Source organism: Sphingomonas sp. PAMC 26617 (assembly GCF_000242835.1).
In the GTDB taxonomy this organism is placed as follows: domain Bacteria; phylum Pseudomonadota; class Alphaproteobacteria; order Sphingomonadales; family Sphingomonadaceae; genus Sphingomonas.
The window spans coordinates 37,969-48,572 of sequence record NZ_JH594427.1 but is presented as its reverse complement, the minus strand read 5'-3'; the positions used below and the strand labels follow the sequence as shown (position 1 = coordinate 48,572).

Genomic DNA, 10,604 nt, shown 5'->3' with positions numbered 1-10,604 from the left:
ACCCTCGCCGTGGCCCTGCCCGCATTGCCAAGCGCCGCTGGATCCACCCCTAGACGCATAATCTACCAAAGTAGTTCTGAGTTTTGGGGCCCCATGATCAGCGCCGACCGTGCACTTTTGTAATTCTGTATTTTCGGGCTTTCGCAGTCAATATGGCTGCGAATGGATGAATCCCGTCTCGACGTTTGTCGGCAGGACAGGCGCTGAACACGGTTTGCACCCATCTTTTCCGTTCGATCGTTTCAGCGTTTCGATAACAGGAGAGTGTCTATGCAACGCTTAATTTTCACGGTCGCGTCCGCGGGTCTGCTCGCAACCGGCGTGAATGCCCAATCCGTTCAGAACGGATCGCATAATCCGGTAGTGAAGAACGGGTCGCCCAAAACAATTGCAGCACCTGCAAAAGGCGCTAACTCCTTTACCGAGAACCAGGCGCGCGGCCGGTTCGCCAAGGCCGGCTATTCCAGCCTGTCCAAGCTCACCAAGGCCAACGGCTTGTGGCAGGGGACGGCCATCAAGGGCGGCAAGCAATTGTCGGTCATGCTCGACTATAAGGGCAACATCACCGGTCACTGATCCCTTTCATCGGAGAACTCCCATGTCCAAGACCATTACCCGCCTGTTTGACAATTATGCAGATGCCACCAACGCGGTACGGGAGCTAGAAAACCTCGGCATTTCCCACGATGATCTCAGCATTGTTGCGAGCAATGCCGACAAGAGCCACGGCGAGCATGTCGACCAGGATCATGACGACGTTAACGATCATGGCGACGTTAGTCGCGGCACCAGCACTGGTGCCTTACTGGGCGGCGCAGGTGGGCTTCTTGCTGGCTTAGGTCTGCTCGCCATTCCTGGCCTTGGGCCGATCGTAGCGGCCGGATGGCTAGCTGCGACCGCCGCAGGTGCGGGCATTGGTGCCGCAGGCGGTGCTGCCACAGGTAGCATCGTAGGCGCGCTCAAGAATGCCGGTCACACGGATGAGGAGGCGCACGTCTATTCGGAAGGTGTTCGCCGCGGTGGTTCGCTTGTAAGTGCAAAGGTACCCGACGATCTCGTCAGCGAAGCGGAGGCCGTGCTTCAGCGCAACAAGTCGGTCGATGCAGCGACGCGGGGACAAGCTTACCGCAATAGCGGATGGAGCAGCTTCGATGAAAACGCTCCGGCTTACACGTCCGAGCAGGTACAGCGCGAACGCGGCCTGTACGGCAACGAAACCCAGCATATCTGAACGAATGTGGCTCGCTCGGTCTGTCGGGCGAGCCACGTGGCGTTATCCACGCGACAGCCGAATGAATGCTTCGGAACTGGTGGTCGTTGACGCGCATTTCCCAAGTTGCTCGCATTGCAGACCAAGGAGAGACCGATGAACAGAATATCGATTATAACCGCAGGCCTGATGGCCATCTCTGGTCTCTCCGTAGGCGCAAGGGCGCAGAGTTATGGTCATGATGATCAACGAGCGGAGCAAGATCAGCAGCAGGGTCGCGATCAACGCGGTGATGACCGACGCGATCAAGGCCGCTATGACCAAGGCAATCGCGATCAAGGTAATGGAGACGGTCGCTGGCATGGCGAGCGCGATGGAAATTGGGACCCATCGAATGGCTATCAGGATGGTCGCTACCGCGAGCGTCGCTTGTCCACAAATGACCAAGTTTATCGCGGTAGCGATGGTCGTTATTATTGCAAGCGTAGCAATGGCACTACTGGACTTGTTCTTGGTGGTGTTGGCGGTGGTGTGCTTGGTAATGTGCTGGGCGGTGGGACGCTTGGAACGCTACTCGGAGCGGGTGGTGGCGCGTTGCTAGGTAAGACTCTCGATCAAAATCATGACCGCCAGCAGAACCGCAACAACGGCTATCGTTGCCGCTAGCGGCCATCGGCAAGCTGAAGTACGCGTGTTCAGGCTGGAAAGCATGAATAGGGGTAATCAGTTTTGATTTCGCCACAGGCAACGTAGATCGTGGTGGCCGCGTCGCCAACGACGCACTCGGTGCGGTCAAAGGCAGTGCTCAGGCGCATGGCCTGGCGCCGGACAAGCCAATCGGCGACGTAGCCGCTGATCTGAAGAGCGGGTAGCTTGTCGATTCTTTTAAGCAGGTCGCATCCGAGGCGGTCGATGCCGGCAAGCAAAGCGCGCACACGCGCACAAACATTTTGCTACGGTGAAAGTTGCGCGCCACCGAACGACGCCAACTAATCCAAACGAGGCTGACTAGTGCAAGCTTCGCTTATCCGGAACACGTTGCGGCGGAAGGCCGATATGGACCGTGCCAGCTCGGACTGCCCCCGGTAACCCGGTAACCCGGTAAGCGTGCCCGTGCTTTTCTGACAAATCGGGCGCTGATTGGACTCATATTCTATTCGTTAGTCCGGATCGTCGCGGCGCTGGCGATACGCGTGGAGGACGTGTTCGTGCAGAACCGTCGCCTGAGTGTGCAGCTGCATGAGAAGGGTGGCAAGCGCCACGAAATTCCCTGCCACCACAATCTGAAGGAATATCTGACTGCCTGTCTCGACGGGTGCGAGCTGCGCGGCCAGGCCGAGAGGCCACTGTTCCGCACGATAGAGCGGGGGAACAAGCGATTGAGCGATACCCCCCTCCCCCAGGCCAATGCCTTCCAGATGGTACGCCGACGCGCAGTTTCGGCCGAGATCGCGACGGCGATCGGCAGCCATTCGTTCCGCGCGACCGGCATCACCGCCTATCTGAAACGGCGGCAGGCTGGAGCGCGCTGCGACGATGGCAAACTATGCATCCACCCGCACGAACCAGCTCTACGATCGCCGCCCCGACGACGTGACGCTGGACGAGGTTGAGCGGGTGCTGGTCTAGCCGTATACCTGTATACAGATTCCTATCGTTGCGCCGCTTACCTATTGCTACGTAATGACGGCAAACCCGAAACCATGCTTCTGCACCACACCAAGCAGCCGACGTGCAAAGCCGCAGAGCTTCATCGTTCCAGCTTACCACTGTTCAACAGTGCTAGCGCCGATATTGAGGCCGTGAACGAACGCCGATTGGCTGACGCAGTTCCTCTCGCGATGCTGCCTGATTGCGGCCGGTGGAAAAAGTGGCGGTGTAGGCGGTTCATCAGAGACGGCCAGCGGCTAACTCAAGCGGCCGAGGCTGTAAAATTGCCGATCTCAACCGAACGATCGGAAAAGGTCGCGGTGATGTGCATCTCGCCACCCATCGCCGCGATCAGGTCGCGCAACGTGCTGACCTTCATGTCGGGACGGCGGACTAGCTTCGAAATGGCTGGCTGCTGCACCTCCATCACGCTCGCCAGTTCCTCCTGGCTGATGCCGAGCCCTTCACGCAACTGTTCCAAGCTGACCAGCCCGTTGGCTAACTTCGCCTTGCGTGCTTCGCTCCGCGCTAGGCGCTCGGGGCTCCAACCCGTTTTGAGGTCGGAGAATGGGCGGTGTCCGCTCATTTCAACAATCCTTCCTACTTCAGTTCTTTCAGATGCACGTCGTAAAGCTCGTCCGCGACCGGGATCAGCTGTTCATAGAAACGGCCGTCACCTGTCTTGTCGCCCCCGATCAGCAGGATCGCCGATCGCCGAGGATCGAAGGCGTAGAACACCCGCAGCGGCCGACCTTCGCTCTGTATCCGTAGCTCGCGCATATGCGAGTGCCGCGAATTGTTAATCCCCGACGAGTGGGGAAAGCGTAGCTTCGGGCCTTGCTCGATCAAAAGGTCGACCGTGAAGTCAATCGCGTCCTGATCGGCCTCGCTCAGATCGCTGAACCAGGCTCCAAACTCGTCGGTGTTCTCAACGCCCCAAGTCATCGGTCGTTGTATTCCATGGAAGGAATATAGCGGGGATTGCTTTCCAGATCAATAAGCGGCGAGCGCGACCCGTCGGGCACGGCTCTATCTCCGCCTGAGGCCCAGACCGAGCCGCCGTGCCCGCGTCTCGGCGCAGTCGCGTGACGATCCGCGCATAAGGGCGGCTAAGGAACAAAGGGAGATGCACCACGACCCGCTCGACGGTGACTACCCAGAGCCGTAACGCTCCCTTTCGCTTTCCATTGTATATGTGTATACAGGTATAATTTGATACCCATAGGAGTTGAGCATGAAGGTTCTTGCTATCCTTTCGCAGAAAGGCGGCGTCGGGAAAACGACGCTGGCGACTTGCCTTGCCGTGGCGTCCGAGCAGGCAGGCAAGGAAGCCGCGATCATCGATTTGGATCCGCAGGCAACGGCCTCGTTCTGGAAAGATGTGCGCCAGCTCGACACGCCGGCCGTCGCTTCGATCCAGCCGGTGCGGCTCACGGCGATGCTTAAGGCCTGTGCCGACGCCGGCACGGACCTTGTGGTAATCGACGGCGCAGCCGTCGCGCGTGATGTTACCTATGAGGCGGCGCGGCACGCCGACTTTATCCTCGTGCCGACGAAGACGGCGGTGTTCGACACAATGAGCATGACGCACACGCTGGACGTGGTGCGGCAACTGGATCGCGCCTTTGCTGTCGTGCTGACATTCGTCCCGCCCCAAGGACAGGAGACGGCCGATGCGATGAAAGCGGTCGAGGAGTTGGGCGCGGCGATCTGTCCAGTGACTATCGGCAACCGCAAGGCGTTCTTTCGCGCGCAGGCCGTAGGCCAGGCAGTGCAGGAGTTCGAGCCGAACGGGCCGGCTGCAGCGGAAATCAACCAACTATACGCGTATACGGCTATACGTTTATACGAAAAGGCGGAGACGGTATAATGGCCAAGGGTAACACGCTTCAGGCGATGCTCGACCGTGCCAAGGTGGGCGGTGACACCCCAGCGACGTCCACTCCGATCACCGCGCCACCCCCTGCCAAACCCGCGCAGGCCGGGCGGCAGGAGACCAAATTGATTGGCGGACATTTCGCCCCCAAAGTCAGCACGCAGCTCCGTATTCTTGCGGCCGAGGAGGGGACGACGGTGCAGAATCTATTGGGTGAGGCGCTGGACGACCTGTTCGTAAAGAAAGGCAGGAGCCGCGTCGTGCGTGGCGTATAAGGGTATACTGCTATACTGAGTCCACGAAAGGTGAGTTTTTGGGTAGCGGCTCACCTTTGCGCGGCCGACGTGCTAAAATCAACCAGAACAGGCAGATCGGGAAACCCGCCCCTTAGCTTGGCCCGTCGTACAATGCTGTGCTGATCAATCAGGTTCTGCGCATCGCGCTTGCCGCTGGACGTTTTCGGAAACCAGTGGAGCGCCACCCGTTCGACCTTGCGCCCGTTCTTGATCGGCGTAAAATCGACATAGAAGGGACAGAGTTTATTGATTTCCTCGACGGCGACCTTGAGGCAGTATTTGTTCAGATCGGCGAAGCGTTCGAGTTTGCCATCCGGAACGTTGAGCAGGCCGCGTAGCTCTTCAAGCGTGAACTCCTCCTTCTGTTTATATTCCAAGCCGATACGCCGCTCGATCATTTCATACAGGCAGAGGGCGTATTTTGACTCGAAGCAATACATCACCTGCGTTTTGAGACGGGCATAGACCTGACTGTTCCGCAGTATCTCGATCAGCTCTTCCGGAATGCGGTAGTGAAGAAAGCCGTCCTTTTCTAGGCTTTCATCGCTAGGGCCAAGAAGCTGGACACGGCGCTTGTAGCTCTTACCGTCTTTGCGGATCGTAACGATCGCGATCGTTCCCATGAGACGCAGTAATGAGCTTTCCACGCGATCGTTGCCTTGATGCGTCCCTTTGAGTCCGGACTTCGCAATACGGTGGATGATCGGCTCGCCAATGCGCTCCCAGGCGTTGGCAATCAGTAGGTTGTAGATACGGCGATCGGCGAGGGTGAGGGGGCTTAGCTCGACAATATCGACCAGCTCGCCAGGCTTGACGATTTCCCCGTAGTTGGCGGGATCAAAAGGATTCCCACGCCCCTTTTGGGCCAGCGTACGGAACGTCATATCGACCACGGTAGGTTGCGACATAGGCTTGGCCAACGGTGAGCAAGAGGAATTTACCGGCTCACCTTAACTCCGAAAAGTGAGCTAGGCAAATGTTCCGGCTCCCCGATGAAACTGCGAGACGGGTACCCCAAAACTCACCGTCAAACCCAAGGCAGTTGACCGGCGACCCCAAAGCTCACCAGACCCAGCCCGAACACTCACCTTTACCGACCCCAAGGCTCACCAGAACCTACCCCGAAGCTCACGCGAATCGACCCCAAGCCTCACCGTTGAAGCCAATTTTCCCCAGAAATACTAAGCTCTCGCATCCCTGAATCTTGAAATAGAAGAATTATAGAATCTGAACCACCAAAAGTGAGGTTTGGGGTAGCTCAGGCTGTGGATAACCTCTGACCGATAGGGTCTAGTGGCTCGGCTATAAGCCGATGCGGCTTTATTTCGTGCCGCCTTCCGCGTCACAGAAGCGGCGCAAGCGCCGAAAGGCTTAGCGGAAAGAGAAGAGAGGCGGAGTATACGGCAGAATCATGCCACATCGGCGCTCCGGAGCTCCGTAAGGGCAGGGAAGGGGCTTTGGGCACAACTGACGCCCCTAACGCAGCATGCACAGCCAGCGACGCTTAAATCGGCTTTATCCGTGCTACTTTAATCTTGGTCAATTCAAGTCCGCGACGACTGTGAACCGTGGCGGACCCACCCCTTAGCCGGTGATGCGCTACCCCAGAGCTCACTTTTCGCGGCGGGCGACGGTGTGTGCATTCGTGCTTTCGCGGATCAACTCACGCCGGATCGAACAATGCCGCGAACTCCCGCTGATCATAGTAACGGGTTTTTTGGTCAAAAGAGGGTGAACAACACCCTCAGGGTGGCCGACCCGGCAGCATATTCCATGCACGGGGTAAATATTGAGATGAACTGTTGCGCCCGAGCCGGGAACGATTATTCCGGTGCATTTTCCGGGGAGATCTTTAATGAAGCTGGACGATCTTGTGAAAGGCATTGTCGAGGGAAGCGATCTAAGTGCCTCCAAGGCTCGAGCGCTAATCGACCGCGTGTTCGGTGATATCGGTGATGCGGACGCGCGGGGCCAGGACGTGTCGCTGCCTGGGTTCGGCAAGTTCTCCAGTAGAGCCAAAGCCGCCCGGGCTGGTCGCAATCCCCGGACCGGCGAGGCGATGCAGATTGCTGCGTCGACCAAGGTGGTGTTCACACCAGCCAAAATGCTTAAGGACAAGATTTCCTCGTGACAACAGAAACAGAGACCAGCCCCAATGCGATCGAACTCGCAGCAGCGCTGACGATCGCGTGGCTAAGCAATCCCAACACGCGCGCCGCGGCTGCGGACGTGCCGATATTTCTCAGCCGGATGCACGACAGCGTTGCGGGGTTGATCGACCAACCAAACACGTCGGCTGTGGAGGCTGCGCCCGAGCAGTTCACGCCTGCGGTGACGGTACGTAAATCGCTAGCGTCGAAGGATCACATCATCTCCTTGATCGATGGCAAGCCGTATAAGATGCTGCGGCGCCATTTGAGCGGACATGGGCTTACACCTGAACAATATCGGGACCGCTACAACCTCAAGGCAGATTATCCGATAGTGGCCGAGAGTTATTCGGAAACGCGGCGCGCCCTGGCAAAAAAAATTGGGTTGGGCCGGAAGCCCGCACAACAAGCGACGGCGCAGGAGCCGGGCCCGCCGCAGCGGCGCAAATTGAAGTTGCGGTCGATTTCTGAATAAGCCGACATTGCCGTTACTCTTTCCGCGCGACTGACCCGGACAGAGCAATCTGGGCGGCGCGCAGGGCGAGCAGCTTTTCGGTATCGGTGGGTGAAAGACGACCCCAGCGGAACGCCGAACGGTCGGCAGCGCCGTCCGACCAGATGCGCTGTGCGACACGGAACAGTTCTTGGACGCTCGGCTGCCGATCAGTCGCTACGCAATCGATCACCGCATTTTCGAACAAGGGATTTATCGAGCGCATCGGCTGATCCTCCTGAGCATCAGCATTGGCGCGATGACGACGGCGACAATTAACGCTACCAGGGCATCCGGCTCGATAGGTTGGGCCGAATGCCCTGAGGGCCTGGGCACGAGCCGCACCGTTCGACCAGCGGGATCGAGATATGCACCTGAAAAATGGTTGGGCGTAGCCACCCACCGCAACCTATGATTGCTATCGACGGTAAGGGTTCCGCAGGTCACGGGCCCATCCAACGGTAGGACCGGGAGATAGATCAGACTTTTTGTGATTGGAAACCTGCTTTGGCTTAAGCGCTGCCCGTGTGCGCGCCTGGTCGGGATCAATCACCGTCGCAAACTTCAAGCCGGCCCACCCACCGGCAATCCAGGCCACGGTTGCCGGCACTGCCTCCAGCGATCCGACGGTTATGACGACAGTAGCTCCTTTCCGAAGCGCGTCGCCCTGATCGACACGGACACCCCCGCTAGAGAGATCCCGTACCTTGTGGGTGCGAGCATGGTCCCCCCCGAACTGCTCGATAGTTGCGGCTAGCAGCACGCTGGTACGCACGGCGCGTTCCGCCATGGGCGGGGTATCCCTCGCCTGTGGTATATCTGTAGCGATTGGCGTTTCGCAGCTTGGCATGCGCGTGCTCCTAGCCCGCTAGAATTAAGAATCAATTCGTCCTGCCGACGCGTGATCGGATCATTTGACGGCCATACACGCTCCATGCCGAGCAGCTGGAAGCGCGCGGGATGCTCGCCCATTACACGAGGTTCGGCCCGATCCAGTACGACCAGCTGGATATTGCGTTTGCGCTCGACGAAGCGTGGTTCAAAAACGATATGAACGACGCGCACAAGCATAATGTCACGATCGACAAACCGATCAACCGATATGCGCAAGAGGACAAAGAATGGCGTTTTTGGAAGAGCTGCTGGAGGGCGGCAGCACGTATCGAGTCAAAGGAACTGAAGGCGGGGCGATATTCCAGCCCATCAGCGATAGCGATGACGATTTGGACGCATTTCAGGATATTGTGGGGCAGATCGAGGACAATGAGGGTGATGGCTACGATGTGTTTCTCACCCATCCTGTCAGTACGCGTGGACGCAACCTAATCGACCGCATTGTGATCACGATCGACTAAGCGTGGTGAGCGAACCAAGCGGCAGGGCCTACCCAAAACTCACCGTTCACGTTGGTGCTTTCTGGGATCAATGACGCCCGTCATGACCCCAGGAGCGCTGCCTGAGCGGCACGCAGCGACAACAGTTTGGCGGGGTCAGTCGGCGCAAGGCGGCCCCAGCGAAACGCCGATCGGTCGGCTGCGCCTTCTGCCCAGATACGCTCAGCGACATGGAACAGCTCCTGAACGGTCGGCGGTCGGTCGCTTGCCATGCAGTCGATCACGGCATCATCGAACAGAGAATTTGTCGAGCGCATCGTCGGTTCTCCTGGTCGCTTGATAGGCAACAACCGTGACGGCGTTATGGCAGGGCATGGGAGTTGAGCGTGTTTGCGACACGTTCGCTCGTGCGATCCTTGTAGAAGAACACTTCTGCCCGATCGCCCTTGTGTGCTCCGGCGACCGCACCAGCATTGACCCAGCCTTCGACGGGCAGAAAGGCGAGCATGGTGTGATTGTCTTCCTGGGTGGAGACGAACACACGGTCTGAGCCGATCGTGGCCTCGACGGCTAGCAGGAGCATGCTACCAATGCCGCGGCGCTGGTGCGAGGGGGCGACCCCAAGGTACGTAATGTAATCGTGCCCGACGAAGCCCCGGAGCACCCAGGCCGCGTAGCCGATGACCTCGCCATCGACCTCTGCCACGAGCATGTGGTTATCAACGATCTCGAGGAGACGGCTGCCCGCGAAGATATCGAACGTGTTGATCGCGGCCAGATCGGTAAGCAGGGCGGGACGGATCACGGTAATTGTTCCTCTGCATCGAACGCGCGTTTGCCGCGCCGCTTCCAAAGAGCCAACACATCACTGGCATCATCGCTGCGCACACGTCCGGCAAGATCGAGCAGTGCACCGTAGAGGGTAGCGCGATCGTCGTCAGTCAGTTCAACCAAGCCGGCTTTTTGGACGAGGCCGCCGAGTTCGATCAGGTGACGTGTTCGTTCGCGGCGTTGCACGATCCAGTCCGCGCTATTCGTTCGCCGTTTCGCCGCTTCCGCCCTCAGTGTTGCCGCCCGGTTCAGTTTGAACGCCCGATCCGTTGATCGCAGTGCCGCCGCCATTTTTGCGCCCGCGCTGCTGAAAGAAAGCAGCGCCCTTCAATCGCCACGCCTCCTTCGCGCTCGCATCCTTTGATCCTATCGCGTCAAGTAGTACACCGGCAATGGTTTCTGCATCGAGCGCATCGGCACCTGTTGCTGCGACGAGCTGACCTAGCTGTTCGACCCGCTTTGCCTTGAGAGATCGGGCCTTGTCGTTTAGCGCCTTCAACTCGGCGTCGTAATCCCGCACCTTTCGCATTGCTCTCGCCTTCTGTGTATCGATCGGCATGATCCTATCATACCGGAGAAAGGGGTAAAGCCTGGCATGAATGCAAATCGCATCTAGTCAATCAACGAGGAGCGAAGTGGATTGTGAGTGCGCGCTTATAGATCGTTGCCGATCTGCGCTAAGAAGGGTAGAAGCACGCTCGTCATGGCAATCTACCATTTCTCTGCAAAGGTGATCGGTCGTTCATCCGGCTCCAGTGCTGTGG

Annotated in this window: 18 protein-coding genes and 1 pseudogene; 9 read left to right on the top strand and 10 right to left on the bottom strand. The window is 58.4% G+C overall.

Annotated features, from left to right (window positions below):
- The first annotated feature begins 270 nt into the window (after positions 1–270).
- The 3 genes from RH91_RS20705 to RH91_RS20695 all read left to right on the top strand — a co-directional run bounded on the left by RH91_RS20705 (position 271) and on the right by RH91_RS20695 (position 1,876).
- Positions 271–576 (top strand): hypothetical protein, encoded by a 306-nt coding sequence (locus RH91_RS20705; RefSeq protein WP_010165338.1) that lies wholly within the window; start codon positions 271–273, stop codon positions 574–576.
- Between the two features lie 22 nt (positions 577–598).
- On the top strand, positions 599–1,231 hold the full coding sequence (locus RH91_RS21955) for a hypothetical protein (protein WP_081469609.1): 633 nt from the start codon (positions 599–601) through the stop codon (positions 1,229–1,231).
- 135 nt (positions 1,232–1,366) lie between these two features.
- A complete protein-coding gene (locus RH91_RS20695; RefSeq protein ID WP_157137074.1) occupies positions 1,367–1,876 on the top strand; it encodes a hypothetical protein in 510 nt (169 codons plus the stop codon).
- A gap of 29 nt (positions 1,877–1,905) precedes the next feature.
- On the opposite strand, the gene RH91_RS20690 is transcribed toward RH91_RS20695, so the two are convergent.
- Positions 1,906–2,145, bottom strand: a complete 240-nt coding sequence (locus RH91_RS20690) for a hypothetical protein (RefSeq protein ID WP_157137073.1) — start codon at positions 2,143–2,145, stop codon at positions 1,906–1,908.
- A 180-nt stretch (positions 2,146–2,325) separates the two neighbouring features.
- Between RH91_RS20690 and RH91_RS20685 the strand changes: the two are divergent.
- Positions 2,326–2,839: pseudogene (locus RH91_RS20685) on the top strand (tyrosine-type recombinase/integrase); the annotation flags it as partial.
- Positions 2,840–3,122: 283 nt separating this feature from the next.
- On the opposite strand, the gene RH91_RS20680 reads toward RH91_RS20685, so the two are convergent.
- Both RH91_RS20680 and RH91_RS20675 read right to left on the bottom strand, forming a co-directional pair.
- Entirely contained in the window at positions 3,123–3,446 is a 324-nt protein-coding gene (locus tag RH91_RS20680) for a helix-turn-helix domain-containing protein (protein WP_010165330.1), read from the bottom strand.
- A gap of 14 nt (positions 3,447–3,460) precedes the next feature.
- Positions 3,461–3,805: a type II toxin-antitoxin system RelE/ParE family toxin gene (locus RH91_RS20675; protein ID WP_010165328.1), complete on the bottom strand. Its 345-nt coding sequence runs from the start codon at positions 3,803–3,805 to the stop codon at positions 3,461–3,463.
- A 289-nt stretch (positions 3,806–4,094) separates the two neighbouring features.
- Between RH91_RS20675 and RH91_RS20670 the strand changes: the two genes are divergently transcribed.
- Together RH91_RS20670 and RH91_RS20665 are read left to right on the top strand one after the other, a co-directional pair.
- A complete protein-coding gene (locus RH91_RS20670; protein WP_010165327.1) occupies positions 4,095–4,730 on the top strand; it encodes a ParA family protein in 636 nt (211 codons plus the stop codon).
- Positions 4,730–5,011: a ribbon-helix-helix domain-containing protein gene (locus RH91_RS20665; RefSeq protein WP_010165326.1), complete on the top strand. Its 282-nt coding sequence runs from the start codon at positions 4,730–4,732 to the stop codon at positions 5,009–5,011. The genes RH91_RS20670 and RH91_RS20665 overlap by 1 nt, the downstream gene beginning before the upstream one ends.
- A gap of 50 nt (positions 5,012–5,061) precedes the next feature.
- Here the strand turns inward: RH91_RS20665 and RH91_RS20660 are convergent, their stop codons facing one another.
- On the bottom strand, positions 5,062–5,940 hold the full coding sequence (locus tag RH91_RS20660; protein WP_010165325.1) for a RepB family plasmid replication initiator protein: 879 nt from the start codon (positions 5,938–5,940) through the stop codon (positions 5,062–5,064).
- 947 nt (positions 5,941–6,887) lie between these two features.
- On the opposite strand from RH91_RS20660, the gene RH91_RS20655 reads away from it, so the two are divergent.
- Positions 6,888–7,163: an HU family DNA-binding protein gene (locus tag RH91_RS20655; RefSeq protein WP_010165324.1), complete on the top strand. Its 276-nt coding sequence runs from the start codon at positions 6,888–6,890 to the stop codon at positions 7,161–7,163.
- Positions 7,160–7,657, top strand: coding sequence for a MucR family transcriptional regulator (locus RH91_RS20650; protein ID WP_010165322.1), 498 nt, complete (start codon positions 7,160–7,162; stop codon positions 7,655–7,657). The genes RH91_RS20655 and RH91_RS20650 overlap by 4 nt, the downstream gene beginning before the upstream one ends.
- 13 nt (positions 7,658–7,670) lie before the next feature.
- On the opposite strand, the gene RH91_RS20645 is transcribed toward RH91_RS20650, so the two are convergent.
- Positions 7,671–7,901 carry a hypothetical protein gene (locus tag RH91_RS20645; RefSeq protein ID WP_010165320.1) on the bottom strand — a complete coding sequence of 77 codons (231 nt, stop codon included), beginning with the start codon at positions 7,899–7,901 and terminating at the stop codon, positions 7,671–7,673.
- A gap of 192 nt (positions 7,902–8,093) precedes the next feature.
- Entirely contained in the window at positions 8,094–8,465 is a 372-nt protein-coding gene (locus RH91_RS23655; protein ID WP_157137072.1) for a PilZ domain-containing protein, read from the bottom strand.
- A gap of 331 nt (positions 8,466–8,796) precedes the next feature.
- On the opposite strand from RH91_RS23655, the gene RH91_RS20640 reads away from it, so the two are divergent.
- Positions 8,797–9,030: a hypothetical protein gene (locus tag RH91_RS20640; protein WP_010165318.1), complete on the top strand. Its 234-nt coding sequence runs from the start codon at positions 8,797–8,799 to the stop codon at positions 9,028–9,030.
- Between the two features lie 80 nt (positions 9,031–9,110).
- Here the strand turns inward: RH91_RS20640 and RH91_RS23340 are convergent, their stop codons facing one another.
- Genes RH91_RS23340 through RH91_RS21940 form a run of 4 tightly spaced genes read right to left on the bottom strand, consistent with a single transcriptional unit; the run spans position 9,111 to position 10,369 of the window.
- A complete protein-coding gene (locus RH91_RS23340) occupies positions 9,111–9,326 on the bottom strand; it encodes a hypothetical protein (RefSeq protein ID WP_010165317.1) in 216 nt (71 codons plus the stop codon).
- 44 nt (positions 9,327–9,370) lie between these two features.
- Complete coding sequence (locus RH91_RS20630) at positions 9,371–9,814, bottom strand: GNAT family N-acetyltransferase (RefSeq protein ID WP_010165316.1); 444 nt, start codon at positions 9,812–9,814, stop codon at positions 9,371–9,373.
- The gene (locus RH91_RS21945) at positions 9,811–10,026 is read right to left on the bottom strand and encodes a conjugal transfer protein TraD (RefSeq protein WP_010165315.1); all 216 of its coding nucleotides are present in this window, start codon (positions 10,024–10,026) and stop codon (positions 9,811–9,813) included. The genes RH91_RS20630 and RH91_RS21945 overlap by 4 nt, the downstream gene beginning before the upstream one ends.
- A 13-nt stretch (positions 10,027–10,039) precedes the next feature.
- Positions 10,040–10,369 (bottom strand): conjugal transfer protein TraD, encoded by a 330-nt coding sequence (locus RH91_RS21940; RefSeq protein WP_010165314.1) that lies wholly within the window; start codon positions 10,367–10,369, stop codon positions 10,040–10,042.
- Positions 10,370–10,604: the final 235 nt, after the last annotated feature.

What these genes read in the sequence shown, in the direction of transcription:
- RH91_RS20705 (WP_010165338.1), top strand. Translation starts at nt 271, where the DNA reads ATGCAACGCTTAATTTTCACGGTCGCGTCCGCGGGTCTGCTCGCAACC.
- RH91_RS21955 (WP_081469609.1), top strand. Translation starts at nt 599, where the DNA reads ATGTCCAAGACCATTACCCGCCTGTTTGACAATTATGCAGATGCCACC.
- RH91_RS20695 (WP_157137074.1), top strand. Translation starts at nt 1,367, where the DNA reads ATGAACAGAATATCGATTATAACCGCAGGCCTGATGGCCATCTCTGGT.
- RH91_RS20680 (WP_010165330.1), bottom strand. Translation starts at nt 3,446, where the DNA reads ATGAGCGGACACCGCCCATTCTCCGACCTCAAAACGGGTTGGAGCCCC.
- RH91_RS20675 (WP_010165328.1), bottom strand. Translation starts at nt 3,805, where the DNA reads ATGACTTGGGGCGTTGAGAACACCGACGAGTTTGGAGCCTGGTTCAGC.
- RH91_RS20670 (WP_010165327.1), top strand. Translation starts at nt 4,095, where the DNA reads ATGAAGGTTCTTGCTATCCTTTCGCAGAAAGGCGGCGTCGGGAAAACG.
- RH91_RS20665 (WP_010165326.1), top strand. Translation starts at nt 4,730, where the DNA reads ATGGCCAAGGGTAACACGCTTCAGGCGATGCTCGACCGTGCCAAGGTG.
- RH91_RS20660 (WP_010165325.1), bottom strand. Translation starts at nt 5,940, where the DNA reads ATGTCGCAACCTACCGTGGTCGATATGACGTTCCGTACGCTGGCCCAA.
- RH91_RS20655 (WP_010165324.1), top strand. Translation starts at nt 6,888, where the DNA reads ATGAAGCTGGACGATCTTGTGAAAGGCATTGTCGAGGGAAGCGATCTA.
- RH91_RS20645 (WP_010165320.1), bottom strand. Translation starts at nt 7,901, where the DNA reads ATGCGCTCGATAAATCCCTTGTTCGAAAATGCGGTGATCGATTGCGTA.
- RH91_RS23655 (WP_157137072.1), bottom strand. Translation starts at nt 8,465, where the DNA reads ATGGCGGAACGCGCCGTGCGTACCAGCGTGCTGCTAGCCGCAACTATC.
- RH91_RS20640 (WP_010165318.1), top strand. Translation starts at nt 8,797, where the DNA reads ATGGCGTTTTTGGAAGAGCTGCTGGAGGGCGGCAGCACGTATCGAGTC.
- RH91_RS23340 (WP_010165317.1), bottom strand. Translation starts at nt 9,326, where the DNA reads ATGCGCTCGACAAATTCTCTGTTCGATGATGCCGTGATCGACTGCATG.
- RH91_RS21940 (WP_010165314.1), bottom strand. Translation starts at nt 10,369, where the DNA reads ATGCGAAAGGTGCGGGATTACGACGCCGAGTTGAAGGCGCTAAACGAC.